Annotated in this window: 10 protein-coding genes; all 10 read left to right on the top strand. The window is 38.9% G+C overall.

What is annotated here, in order from left to right; genetic code table 11:
- The first annotated feature begins 20 nt into the window (after positions 1–20).
- The 10 genes from ACO6S2_RS06500 (at position 21) to ACO6S2_RS06455 (ending at position 13131) form a co-directional block, all read left to right on the top strand.
- Complete coding sequence (locus ACO6S2_RS06500; protein ID WP_422361707.1) at positions 21–2843, top strand: carbamoyltransferase N-terminal domain-containing protein; 2823 nt, start codon at positions 21–23, stop codon at positions 2841–2843.
- A gap of 4 nt (positions 2844–2847) precedes the next feature.
- Positions 2848–3153: a hypothetical protein gene (locus tag ACO6S2_RS06495; RefSeq protein WP_422361706.1), complete on the top strand. Its 306-nt coding sequence runs from the start codon at positions 2848–2850 to the stop codon at positions 3151–3153.
- A gap of 3 nt (positions 3154–3156) precedes the next feature.
- The gene (locus tag ACO6S2_RS06490) at positions 3157–3651 is read left to right on the top strand and encodes a dTDP-4-dehydrorhamnose 3,5-epimerase family protein (RefSeq protein ID WP_422361705.1); all 495 of its coding nucleotides are present in this window, start codon (positions 3157–3159) and stop codon (positions 3649–3651) included.
- Positions 3648–4583, top strand: a complete 936-nt coding sequence (locus ACO6S2_RS06485; protein WP_422361704.1) for a glycosyltransferase family 2 protein — start codon at positions 3648–3650, stop codon at positions 4581–4583. Before ACO6S2_RS06490 ends, ACO6S2_RS06485 begins: the two co-directional genes overlap by 4 nt.
- Positions 4580–5653 (top strand): hypothetical protein, encoded by a 1074-nt coding sequence (locus ACO6S2_RS06480; protein ID WP_422361703.1) that lies wholly within the window; start codon positions 4580–4582, stop codon positions 5651–5653. The genes ACO6S2_RS06485 and ACO6S2_RS06480 overlap by 4 nt, the downstream gene beginning before the upstream one ends.
- Positions 5637–6512 carry a class I SAM-dependent methyltransferase gene (locus tag ACO6S2_RS06475; RefSeq protein ID WP_422361702.1) on the top strand — a complete coding sequence of 292 codons (876 nt, stop codon included), beginning with the start codon at positions 5637–5639 and terminating at the stop codon, positions 6510–6512. Before ACO6S2_RS06480 ends, ACO6S2_RS06475 begins: the two co-directional genes overlap by 17 nt.
- A 3-nt stretch (positions 6513–6515) precedes the next feature.
- On the top strand, positions 6516–7325 hold the full coding sequence (locus ACO6S2_RS06470; protein ID WP_422361701.1) for a glycosyltransferase family 2 protein: 810 nt from the start codon (positions 6516–6518) through the stop codon (positions 7323–7325).
- Complete coding sequence (locus ACO6S2_RS06465) at positions 7325–8542, top strand: hypothetical protein (protein WP_422361700.1); 1218 nt, start codon at positions 7325–7327, stop codon at positions 8540–8542. Before ACO6S2_RS06470 ends, ACO6S2_RS06465 begins: the two co-directional genes overlap by 1 nt.
- The gene (locus ACO6S2_RS06460) at positions 8543–9376 is read left to right on the top strand and encodes a glycosyltransferase family 25 protein (RefSeq protein WP_422361699.1); all 834 of its coding nucleotides are present in this window, start codon (positions 8543–8545) and stop codon (positions 9374–9376) included.
- Positions 9377–9540: 164 nt separating this feature from the next.
- Positions 9541–13131: a PKD domain-containing protein gene (locus ACO6S2_RS06455; protein WP_422361698.1), complete on the top strand. Its 3591-nt coding sequence runs from the start codon at positions 9541–9543 to the stop codon at positions 13129–13131.
- Positions 13132–13163 lie beyond the last annotated feature (32 nt).

The raw sequence follows: 13163 nt of genomic DNA, 5'->3' as shown, positions 1-13163 counted from the left end.
ATAAATTGAAATCAATTAAAATGGGAAATTACCGCCAAATCATCACCTACCACGCAGACTTTGGGCATTTATATGTGCCCAATCAATATACGCGTGTACGATATGGCGCCGACGCCTATTTTTTGGAAACCGATGAGAATGGATTTCGAAATTCAAAGGCCCGATCGAATGGCTCCTTCAAACTTTTGGTATTAGGCGATTCCTATGCAGTGGGTGACGGTGTGTCGAATGAGAATAGATTTTCTGATCTACTAGCCAATCATTTAGACATAGAAGTGACCAATCTCGCGGTCAATGGTTTTGGGTTAGATCAGCAACTCATGGTATATGAAGCCTTCAAAGATCAAATCTCTCACGATGCAGTTTTATTCGCTCCACACATGGACGATTGGTATCGAAACATGAAATCCTCGCGTGTAGGGAAAAACAGGGCAGGAGAGAAAATTTCAATTCCCAAACCTTATTTTAAGTGGGAAAACAATCAGCTTACACTTTGCAATCAGCCTGTGCCTCTAACTAGAGCATCTGTAACAACTGAGCACCAAGGAACGGCCAACAACTCCAAGCTGAATGCGCTAAAAAACAAAACCAAAAATCTGGTAAACAAAGTAGCTGGCAAACATGTGCTGGGTAAAATCAGCCATCCCGAACTCAACGACCCTAATAGCAAAGAATGGCAACTTGGGAAGGCCATCATTGACCAGTTGGTGGTGGCGACGGGTGACAAGCCATTGCTTCTGGCACCCATTCCCTACAATTATATTATCGGAACTAATGAACCCCAATACTACGATGGTATATTTAAGTGCTTTGAATCAGATCGCGTAAAGTATATAAGCCTGCAGCAAATGCTGCATCATGGATTTGAACAAAACCAGGATGACTTTTTTTTACCTCTTTGTGGACATTTCACACCAAAAGCACATCAGTTACTAGCACAGCATTTAACCCCTGTAATGCACTCTTTTTTGAATCTAGAAAAAAGAGTAATACCAAAAAACTCAAATAATTCTGACCCATCAGATTATGTACTAGGGATTTCTTGTTTTTATCACGACTCAGCGGCAGCAATAATCAAAGATGGAATTATTGTAGCTGCAGCGCAAGAAGAAAGATTTACAAGGAAAAAACATGATCCTGGATTCCCAGAAAACGCCATCCACTATTGTCTTGAAGAAGCGAAAATAAATATCAACGAGCTCACTGCCATTTGTTTTTATGACAATCCTACGATGACACTCGAACGAGTGATCTCAAATTCAGCTATACTTGAAAATGAAGCAGCTAAGAAATTTTGGCAACTGGCAGGGCCTAGTATGCTCAAAAAATTGATGCTACCAGAATTATTAAAAAGCAAATTCAATTATGCCGGTAAAAGTTTTTGCACGGAACATCACATCTCTCATGCCGCCAGTGCCTTCTATCCTTCTCCATTCAATGAGGCCGCAATTTTGGTCGTAGATGGCGTTGGTGAATGGGCCTGTTCTACTATTGCCGTAGGTGAAGGAAGTAGCCTAAAAATTCTTGAGCAGCAACACTATCCGCATTCTATAGGACTTTTGTATTCTGCATTTACCTACTTCTGCGGATTCAAGGTGAATTCTGGCGAATACAAACTGATGGGGTTAGCTCCGTATGGCCGACCGATTTATTCGGATGTAATCAAAGAAAAGGTGGTGAAAATCCATGAGGACGGATCCATTTTGCTCAATCTCAACCTTTTTGATTTTATCAAAGGTGAGACAATGACCAATGCATCTTTCGCTGAAATATTTGAAGGCCCAAAACGACAAAGCGAGAGTCAAATTACAAGGAGAGAAATGGATTTGGCTGCTTCTATTCAAATAGTGACTGAAGAAGTAGTTATGAAGATGGCTGTTCATGCCAAAAAAATAACTGAAAAAAAACATCTAGTACTGGCAGGAGGGGTGGCTCTCAATTGTGTAGCCAATGGTAAATTGTTGCGAGAAGGTATATTTGAAGACATCTGGATCCAGCCAGCCTCAGGAGATGCTGGAGGGGCATTAGGTGCGGCACTGGACTACTACTATCAAAGAATTCATAAAGGGGAAAACAAAGCTGCAGACAGCACCCAAACCCATGCCTACTATGGCCCTTCATTTTCAAAAGATGAAATCAAATCTTATATCGATACCAATGGATTAAAAGCACATCAATTTAGACCTGGGCAAAGAGCCGATCAATTGGCCAGTCTATTAATCAAGGAAAAAATTGCCGGCCATCTGGACGGAAGGATGGAGTTTGGCCCCCGAGCCCTTGGCAACCGCTCCATCATCGGTGACCCAACCAAGGTAGACATGCAAAAAAAGTTTAATCTAAAAATCAAATATCGCGAGTCTTTCAGGCCGTTTGCGCCAATCGCTTTGGAAGAAAATCTGAGTGACTACTTTAACATTGATCGACCCAGTCCATTTATGCTCTTGGTAGCACCAGTAAAAGAATCGTTAAGAAAAAAAGTTGAAGTCTCTCTGGATTCAGAAAATATGTTGGAAATTGTCAATCAAGAAAGGAGCGTCTTACCATCTATCACGCATGTGGATTTTAGTGCAAGGCTCCAGTCTATGAACAGATCCGATAACCACAACCCAGCCTTTCATGACTTGCTTCACGAAGTGAAAAAGAAAAACGATTATGGTGTGCTCATAAATACCAGTTTCAACGTGCGGGGAGAACCTATTGTGTGCACACCACATGATGCCTATCGCTGTTTTATGCGTACCGAAATGGATATATTGGTTTTAGGAGATTACTACTTACTAAAAGAAGAACAGCCAAAATGGCAAGAAGAAGAAAATTGGCAAGAAACATTTGAATTGGATTAAAACCATGGATTGGAATACACTCAATAAGGACAATTTCAATAAAAAGTTCAAACTAAAGGAGTATCACACCGCTACATCGAGTAGCTGGACCTCTTATGACTCAGAAAAAAACGAAAGGGTCAAGCGACTGCACCCATTGGAAACCTATCAGGTTGATCCCATGTTAATCATTCAAGAATTTGAAGAGATGGACGCAGAACAAAAAAACAAAATACTTCCTTTCCTTAAAGAATGGTTGGCTGATGCAAATGTTTTGGCTATGGAGCAAGACTCAACACAAGTGCGAGACTTTATTTACGAAATGTTTTAACCGATGCCCGAAACTTTTGACGACATACTGTTACTCAAATCGAAAGGAGCTTCAGATGAAAGGGGTAGCTTCCGCAAATTCTTTGATGAATCGCTTCTGGAATCCGTTTCATTTGAAATAAAGCAGATCAATCATGTGGAAACCAAAGCAGCCCATACCTTGAGAGGGCTTCATTATCAAACTGGTGATCATGCTGAAGGAAAAATATTTCGTGTTCTCAACGGTTCCATCCAATTAGGCTTTTTTGATACTACAAGTGAGAAATCTGGATCATTAATCCTCGATGATGTCGATAAGGCCTATTATGTTCCAAGGGGGTACGCCACGGGATATTTAACATTGAGCCGAAATACTACCGTGTTTTACATGTCAGACAACAGCTATGCTCCTTCACATGAAAGTGGTCTACGCCCAAATGATCCCATTCTGAGAATAGATTGGCTAAACAAAACATATCACCAATCTGAAAAAGACAAAAGTTGGCCCAATTGGAAATGAGTGATATTCAACTAGAAATATTAATACCGACTTTTAACCGAGCCAAAGACTTACAAAAAAACCTGAGTCAGCTTTCCTCACAGATCATGGGTCAAGGGCTTACTCATGCGATCTCCATTTCTATTTCTGACAACTGCTCTGAAGACGAAACGGAATCAGTAGTCACCAACTTCAAACAGCAAAACCACAGCATTGAAGTTAGCTATACCCGCAACTCCTCCAATATCGGACTCGAACCTAACGTTTTGCAGCTGCTCAAAAATGCTACTGCTCCATACATCTTGTGGCTTGGAGACGATGACTATTTGGCTGAGGACTATTTGTCCTTTGTTTTAGACCAAATAAAAAATGGTCATTTCGGCGTGATCCTTACCGGATTGGCCTCTTTGAAAAAGGACGGTAGTGTGACTGTACAGAGAGATCAATCTACTCCCATATACGATTTTGAAGCAGGCTATGAGGCTATGCTCCGCTATAGTCACCTAGCGCATCAAATGTCGGGATTGGTAGTCAAACGAGAAAGGTTGTACGAAAAGTACGCCCAGAACGCTCCTCATAGAAACCCCTACTTGTTCATTTTTATGGCCGCGGAATCATTGTTAAGACATAATGGTATTTATGCCCCGCAATTCGCCACTCAAATTTCTGACTTCAACCCAAAAGATTGGGGGTACAACAAGGTGGGTTTGCTCGATGAAGTGTTTAAATCGTATTATCCATTCATAGAGGAATTAGGAGAGGAAAAAGTAAAACGTCTATTGATCCGTTTTTCGGTATTACATTCTTATAGATACAGTATAGACAAATGGCATCCCCTACGTCTGTTTAGTCAATACAAGAGTCTTATCAACGCAGTACCTTCAATCAATCAATTCAAAAAAGAATTGGCCCTTCATTTGTTTAAAGATTATCTCTTGAGTTGGAAAAAATGAAGTTAGAGCATAATAACATATTACTCATTTCTCCTGAGCCTTGGTCAGACATGAAAGTATCCAAACATCACTATGCTGATCACTTAGCTCAAAAAAATCAAGTTTGGTTTCTCAATCCACCTAGTCAAAAATTCCTTATAACAAGAAAGTCCAATCAGCTAAATATTATAGATTACAAACCAAAGTTCAAAGGCCTCCAATACTTGCCCAACTGGCTCAACGCCATTTTTATCCAAACCGAATTATCACGTTTAGAAACTCAAGTCGGCCATTCCTTTGATATTGTTTGGAGTTTTGATCCCTCTCGTTTTTTTAATTTATCAAAGATCAATGCTTTCAAAATTTGTCATATTGTTGACTGGAATCAAAAATATCAACGTCAGACCCTAGCAAAAACGGCCGACATTTGTTTTTCAACCAGTTCGTACCTTCAGGAAGAACTAGGCAAATTCAATAAGCATTCCTACTTCATTAATCATGGCTATGCCGAGCGAAAAATTGTAGAAATCGACTTACCTGATCAAAAAGACAAAAGATTGAAAGCCGGATATGTAGGCAATCATAACATTAAATACCTAGATTGGCTTCTCATCCATGAAGTGGTCACCCGGCATTCTGAGATCCTATTTTACTTTATCGGCCCTTACAATCTAGAATCAGGAGACCCTAAAATGAGAGAAGTTTTTTTATTAGAAAATTCAAGGTTCTTAGGGAAAGTAGATGCAGGACTGGTTCCATCTTATCTGGTCAAAATGGATTTGCTGTTTCTTGCTTACAAGGCAGATAAATTTCCCAAGCAGCTAGCGAATCCGCACAAGTTGTTAGAGTATTTGGGGAGTGGGAAAACCATTATCTGCACATTTACAGATGAATATAAGACATTCCCAAACCTTGTTACCATGAGCGAAGAGAACGGTAATTTCTCGCAGATATTTACCCGCTGCGTGGTTGAATTTCGTAATTTGAATTACGTGCACAAATCAAATGAGCAGCTCGATTTCGCCATTAACAACACCTATGACCGGCAATTGAAAAACATAGAAAACTACCTCAATGCAAAAATATCATAAGAAGTGTCTAATAACGGATACCGAAGACTTGGTCTCTCTTAAAAAATTCCCTAAAACCGAACTAGTCAAAAGTAAATCCTCGGGACTGGTGTTCACTAGAAAGATTCCAACGGAAAAAGAACTTTCCGATCACTACAACAATTATTCCCGCAGTAGTGCGATCTCAGAAATCACAATCAAAAGGTATCATGATTTACTTGATCAATTTGAATCCTACAGAACAAACAACAAAATACTAGAAGTGGGATGCGGAGGAGGTGCCTTTTTAGTTGAAGCAAAAAAGCGTGGATGGGAAGTTTACGGTACTGAGTACACCAAAGAGGCCAGCGAAATTCCCCAAAAAAAGGGTATAACAGTGAACTATGGAAAGTTAAACCCTGACAATTACCCTATTAAGGATTTTGACATTATTGTTTCAATAGAAGTCATAGAACATATAAATAACCCATTAGAAGAGGCTTCTAATATTTATTCGCTGTTGCGAAGTGGAGGACTTTTTTACGTTACCACACCAAACTTCAACGCAATTGAAAGGTATTATCTGGGAGAAGCATATAAGGTGATTGGATACCCAGAGCATTTAATATATTTCACACCTAAAACCTTACATTATCTTATGAAAAAGGTTGGATTTGAAAAAGAAAAATTATTGACAACTGGCATCAATATTTCAAGTTTTAAAGGAAAAAAACAAAGACAAATGGAAGGACGTCAAGGCGGTGTGAAAAATTCAGATCAAAACTTGAGGCAAAATATTGAAAATCATTTTTCACTTAGATTGTTAAAAACAATCGTTAATAAAATATTAACTCTTCTGCAGATTGGCAACGCCATGAAAGGCTATTATATAAAACCTTAAGATATGAATCTGGTATCGATCATTCTACCTGTTTTTAATGGTGCTCAATTTTTGAACAATAGCATCCAATCCGTGATGAAGCAGGATCATACAAATTGGGAATTGTTGGTAATTAACGATGGTAGCACAGATGACTCCAAGCAAATCATAGGACAATATCAAGACAGTAGGATTAAATATTTTGAACAAGTAAATAAAGGTGTAAGCTCAGCTCGAAATGTTGGACTTGCTAAAATGACAGGTGATTACTTTTGTTTTTTAGATGCGGATGATCTGTTAAGTCCAAATAGCCTTTCTGCCAGATTGGCTGTATTCGAAAAAAACCCAATAATCAGTTTTGTGGATGGTAAGGTTTTTTTCATCGATTCATACGGCACAAGAATCTCAGGCAAGTATTTACCAAATTATACTGGGGATCCATTCTCTAAACTGCTCGCATTGAGCAGCGATTGCTTCTTTGGTTCGACTTGGATGATTAAAAAAAGAGATGATGTTTCTTATAGATTTGATGAGAATATGACTCACTCCGAAGATCTAAATTTTTATCTATCCTTTGCCAAGGAAGGTTATTACGATTTTACAAAGGAATGGATACTTTCAGTCAGAATGGGCAATGAGTCGGCCATGAGTAATCTTATTGGACTCGAAAATGGGTATATTCAGTTGATCAAAAATATCAGAAATAATTTCCCAGATCATTATAGGCTTTCTTTGAAATTAAGGGTTCTTAAAATTATGTTTCTATCCCACCTATTTGACGGAAAAGACCCTATTAATGCCCTCGGATCAATTTATAGAATTCTAAGGACCTGATGAAAGAAAAGCATACATTGGTGTTGATTTATAATAGTTTCAAGGATCCCTTGTTTCAGAATTTGATACTGAAATATATATGGAAACTTACAGAAAAACCCCACCTCAAATTTCATCTCATCACGTTTGAACAACCTCAATATGAGATGACACCAGAGGAAGTTTCAAAAAATAAATTAGAATTGGCCGACCGCAACATCTATTGGATTCCACTCAAATTTCACACCGGCCGATTCATCCTGCTCAAAAAAGTTTGGGACTTGGTACAGCTGTTTAAAGTCACTCTACAGTTAACCAGAAGGTATAACCTGGAATATATTATGGCATTTGCCAATGTCTCGGCAGCACTATCTGCTATCTTAACTATGTTTTTTCATTTGAAATTGGTGATTTATTCCTACGAACCACATGCCAAGTTTATGGTAGACATGGGACATTGGAATAAGTCGGGAATTAAATTCAAAGTGCTCAGTTTTTTTGAATTGTTTGCAGCCAAAAAGGCCTTTCATATCATGACTGGTACACGTGCCATGAAAAAAGAACTAGAAGCGTATTTACCAGAATCAAAAATATCAGTAGCGCCAACAGCGGTAGATCCGCAGGATTTTAAATTTTCACACTCCGATCGCATTCGCATTCGACGCCAATTAAAAGCTGAAAACAAAAAAATTTTACTCTACATTGGCAAGCTTGGAGGCCTATACTATGAAAAAGAAATCATCCAGGTAATGTGTGAAATTTCCAGATGGGACAATCTTATTCTACCTCTACTAATAACAGACTTCGATCATCAAACGATAGTAAATTGGATAAAAACGTTTGGCGGCGAACCTGAAGAATTTACTCTCATGACGCCTATCGAAAGAGAAGAAGTTTCAGCTTATTTGTCTGCTGCAGACATAGGGATCGTCGGTATTCCCCCATTAGCCAATCAAAAATTCAGATCGCCGACTAAAACAGCTGAGTACATGTTATGTGGGTTGCCGTATATCGTATGCAAAGGGATATCTGAAGACGATATTTATGCCAAAAAATATGAAATAGGGTGTGTGATAGATAGCTTTTGTGTAAAGGATATTAATAAACAAAAAGAACAAATTATTAGGTACTTAAATGTGGAGAGAGAAAAATTTAGTAATCACAGCCGATCCATTGCAAAAGAATATCGCTCCATTGAAAGAGTACACGCTATTTTTGAGGGTATATACCAAAATTAAATGAAGACATTTGTAATCAACATGCAGAAAGATGTTCGAAGAAAAAAGGACATGCAAAAACAATTTAACAAACTCGCTGTTGAGGTTGAATTTTTTGAAGGAATAGACGGAAAAACAATCAGAAAAAGTCACTTTTTAGATATAGCGGATGTGAAAAGGCTTGAAGAAAAAGAAAAACGTCCGATAGGTGAATTGAAAGGAATGGTTGGTTGTACATATAGTCATTACCTCATTTATGAGAAAATATTGAAGGACAATATTGATGTGGCATGCGTCTTAGAAGATGATGTCATTATCGCAGAATCATTTAATGAATACTTGAATTACATAGAGCAAAACATTAAAAAAAATGAAATTATATCTCTTCACACACTCCTTTTTGATCCAGTTGAATTTTTGACGGAAGGTAGGGCCCATGGTGAGTGCGAGATCATGCGGCCTGCTCCTGCTAAAATTAGAGGGACACAAGGATACGTTATCACAAGATATTGTGCGCAACAATTAATGAGTGAAATGATGCCTATCAAGGAATTTCCTGATTGCTTTAATCGCTATCAGCTCTTTTGTCCAGATGTTAAAATCAGAGTACTTTTTCCATTTATCATCAGACACATGTGGGTCGATAGTGTCCGTGATGAGAAAACTTCTGCCTTCAAAAATCTCATAAAGATGATACAAACATATAGAGTTTTTCCTTTGTGGAATTGGATACGAAGCAGAAGAAGGTCAATTAACGACAAATTCATTCGTCAATTCATAACTATTGATAAACAACCAGCTAGGCATATTTACTTAAGGGAATTAACTAAAATTCGTTTTTTTTCAAAACTGTAGTAAAAGGCACGTATTTTGACCTTCATTTGATCTAATAATTGCTTCATTTGATCGAAAAGGCAGGGATAAGATGCGATCGGGAGGTACCTTTGCAAAAGGTAAAAGAATTCTAATGACTGGATTCAGTAACATTTTTGGGTCCATTTAGTGCAAATCAGGTTGAAATGAAATTGCGAAGATGTTTTGAAGTATTATTTATAAGCTTAATAATCGCTGCCCCTTCAAGCCATGCTCAAGTCCCAATATCCAACTTTCTGCACGTTGGATCTGTTTGCCAACAGCAGAATATTGAACTCACCAACAATTCAACAAATGGAACGAGCTTTGATTGGGATTTTTGTGAAGGAGATCTTTTAGAATCCCCCTCAGCATCCAACGTTCTGACTCTTTCAGCAGCAAACTCGCCAAGATACTTAGATGTAGTCCTGGAAAATTCGGTCTGGTACGGATTTGTCACCAGTCGAAATAATCATTCATTACTTAGACTAACTTTTGGAACTTCACTTGACAACACACCTAGCGTTGAAAATCTAGGTAATGTAGGAGGTTTATTAAATAGTCCAGAACCAATTAAAGTGTTAGAAGACAATGGCATTTGGTATGCAATGATCCACAACGGTGGTAATAACAGCATCATTAGAGTTTCTTTTGGAAACTCATTAGCGAATACACCAATCGCTACAATGGCTATGGAAAGTATTGGCGGATCAAACAGTAGAATGGAGTTTATTCAAACCTCCTCTGGGTTTTACGCATTACTTTCCTATTGGAATTCAAATACCATAGATATTATCGATTTTGATAATACACTAAACAATAACCCGACAAGTAGTGATATACTTACAACCAGTTCAGTCTCTGGCGCAACCAACATTATTGATATATCTCTGATCGAATCGGAGGGGGATTGGTATGGTGTATTAGTAGCGTATGGTTCAAAAACCATACATACCCTAGATTTCGGACCAGAAGTATATTCTGACCCCGCAGTCGCTAACGTAACTAGCACTCACATCTATGGTTACAATCCTTACGGTATAGATCTTGAAATTGATAATGGAAAGTTCATCGGGTACATGACTAGTATTAATGGTGAACTCGTACAATTAAATTTTGGAGAGTCTATTACCGACGGGATAGATTCTTCTCAAGATTTGGGAAACTTGGGTGGTAGTATTCAAAATACTTGGAATATTGCCCTTCGGAAAGAAAACAGCAATTGGTTTGGGTTCTCAGTAGATGGTTCCAAAAAACATCTATACAAGATTGAGTTTCCCAACATTTGCAATACTGACGTTGAAACCTCAAACGAATTAGAACCAAACCAGCTCTATTCTGCATCAGGCACTTATAACATCGGTCTAAAGGTATCGAATGACAATTTTCAAACTTCGAGGTCTGTTTCGTCGATAAGTGTATCTTCAAGCATAGCCCCCCCAATCTCATTCACAGACAATACAAACGAATGCCTAGGCCAAGCTAACACTTTCACTCCCAGCGATATAGGATTGGCATCTTACGAGTGGTCCTTTGATGGAGGTGTTACAAGTGGATTAAGCAGCACAGCTGATACCACACATACTTTCAGTCAAGTAGGCGACAGCCTTGTATTTCTTACAGTCAGCGACGGCACATGCTCCAATTTCGTAAAAGACACCGTTTCTATCTATCCCGCACCTTCTACCCCTACCTTCTCAACTCCAGGTGCTCCCTATTGTACCGGGGCTGATCTGGAATTCGAAAACTTATTTGATGAATCAAACTACAGTGGAGCTACGCTTACCTATGATTGGGATTATAACGGAGAAGGGAATACAAATGAAAGAGATGGCTCATTCACTTTTAATTCTGACGGAACAAAAACCATTACCCTTACAGCCTCCATCCCAGGATGCTCTACTCCTAGTGCAGGTACAGACATTAACGTAATTGCTGGGCCAGATGTAGCTTTTAGTTTCGAAGACCTTTGTTTGGGTGATGAAACACAGTTTACTAATTCTTCGACAGGTTCAGGAATAACAGGCCAATCTTGGGACTTCGGCGATGGAAGCGGAGCTTCGTCTGCCTCCTCTCCATCGTATACATATGGGGCACACGGAAATTATAATGTATCTCTTACAGTAAACAACAATCAAGGTTGTAGCAATCAGCTTGTTTTACCAGTTACCATCGAGGATAAACCAAATGCTGGGTTTAGCCATGGCCCAGCTTGTGAAGGCGTAGGTATCACTTTTCAAGATGAATCAAGTGTGGAAGGTCTAGCCAATATTTCAGCATATGACTGGGATTTTGAAGGATTGGGAAGTTCTACTGACCAAAATCCAAATTATACTTTTGAGAATCAAGGCTCTTATGATGTTGAACTCATCGTCGAAACAACCGCTGGTTGTAGAGACACATTGATATCGGTGGTCAATGTGTTATTGGCCCCTACCGCCAATTTTGAAGTGGATTTAGGATGTATCAATACTGAAACAGTTTTCCTAGATAAATCTGAAGATGATTTTAGCAATCCAATCACACAATGGGTCTGGACTATTGACGGCAGTCTAGCATCGTATAGTTCTAGTTTCGGAGAAGTCTACAATGACCCAGGAGACCACACAGTATCGCTGTTGGTTCGCTCGGCTAATAGCTGCCAAGCTATTCACAACGATAATTTTACCATTAGTGAATTACCTGTGGTCGACTTTACTGTAGAAAAGGCATGCAATAATGAATCAACAATATTTGAAGATGCCACCCATTCAACATCGACAAATATAGAGTCATTTAGCTGGCAGTTCGGGAATGAAGAGTCAAGCACCACTAATCCTGCAACTCACAATTTTTCCGTAGCTGGTAGCTATACTGTTGGCCTAAGCATAGTAGACGAAACTGGATGCGAAGGTTCGGTTCAAAAAACAGTAACCATTCATCCTTCACCCAATGTACAGATCGGAGCAAGCACAGACATAGGCCCCGCACCACTTACGATTGATTTCACAGATGAATCTCAAGATACCGTTTCCTCTATGTGGTTGTTTGGTGACGAAGAGAATTCTACAAGCACAGAAAACAATCCTCAATTTACTTATAATTCAGAGGGAGATTATAGCACACAACTCGTTGCAACCAATGATCATGGGTGCAGTGATACAACCTCCATGTCTATCACAGTCGCCGACCCAATTTTAGATCTGGAATTGATACAAATCAGTACTGAAGACTCTGAGAACCAAACGAACATTTCATTGACTGTCAAAAACAGTGGAAATGTCATTCTTAATGGCTTTGACATTCGCATCGATTTAGACAATAACTCTTCCATTTTCGAAAGTTATTCGGGTACCCTCTTAAGAGGAGAAACCATCACTTACCCACTAAATTTCACCTTTTCTAGCATAGGAAACAACATAGGCTATGCTTGTATCACCCTAATAGATAGAGTGGATGATATAGGTGACATCGATATCGTCAACAACGAAGGTTGTGTTGACTTCAACCAACAATTAATAGTCGAAGATTCCTATCCCAATCCGGCAAGCAATACTGATTCCAAGATCCGTGTGAATATGATTCTGCCTTCTGACGCACCAGTTCAAGTATTTCTTCTAGATGCAACCGGGGCCGTTCTATATCAGGAAGTATATATGGATGCCCATACAGGACTTAATAGCTTTTTCATTGATATACATAGTTTTGAACAAGGCATGTATTTCATCAAAACAGTGTATGGTCAAAACGAATCCACTCAACGATTCGTCAAAATGTGATGCCTGAGGTCGACAAATAGTTTGGCCTCTCA

The organism is Reichenbachiella sp. (assembly GCF_965233835.1).
Lineage (GTDB): Bacteria > Bacteroidota > Bacteroidia > Cytophagales > Cyclobacteriaceae > Reichenbachiella.
Note: the sequence above shows the minus strand (reverse complement) of the source record. Positions and strands in the feature narration are given on the sequence as shown.

Excerpts from the sequence above, each read along its gene's own strand:
- ACO6S2_RS06460 (WP_422361699.1), top strand. The coding sequence starts at position 8,543 with ATGAAGACATTTGTAATCAACATGCAGAAAGATGTTCGAAGAAAAAAG.
- ACO6S2_RS06465 (WP_422361700.1), top strand. The coding sequence starts at position 7,325 with ATGAAAGAAAAGCATACATTGGTGTTGATTTATAATAGTTTCAAGGAT.
- ACO6S2_RS06490 (WP_422361705.1), top strand. The coding sequence starts at position 3,157 with ATGCCCGAAACTTTTGACGACATACTGTTACTCAAATCGAAAGGAGCT.
- ACO6S2_RS06495 (WP_422361706.1), top strand. The coding sequence starts at position 2,848 with ATGGATTGGAATACACTCAATAAGGACAATTTCAATAAAAAGTTCAAA.
- ACO6S2_RS06470 (WP_422361701.1), top strand. The coding sequence starts at position 6,516 with ATGAATCTGGTATCGATCATTCTACCTGTTTTTAATGGTGCTCAATTT.
- ACO6S2_RS06485 (WP_422361704.1), top strand. The coding sequence starts at position 3,648 with ATGAGTGATATTCAACTAGAAATATTAATACCGACTTTTAACCGAGCC.
- ACO6S2_RS06480 (WP_422361703.1), top strand. The coding sequence starts at position 4,580 with ATGAAGTTAGAGCATAATAACATATTACTCATTTCTCCTGAGCCTTGG.
- ACO6S2_RS06500 (WP_422361707.1), top strand. The coding sequence starts at position 21 with ATGGGAAATTACCGCCAAATCATCACCTACCACGCAGACTTTGGGCAT.
- ACO6S2_RS06455 (WP_422361698.1), top strand. The coding sequence starts at position 9,541 with ATGAAATTGCGAAGATGTTTTGAAGTATTATTTATAAGCTTAATAATC.
- ACO6S2_RS06475 (WP_422361702.1), top strand. The coding sequence starts at position 5,637 with ATGCAAAAATATCATAAGAAGTGTCTAATAACGGATACCGAAGACTTG.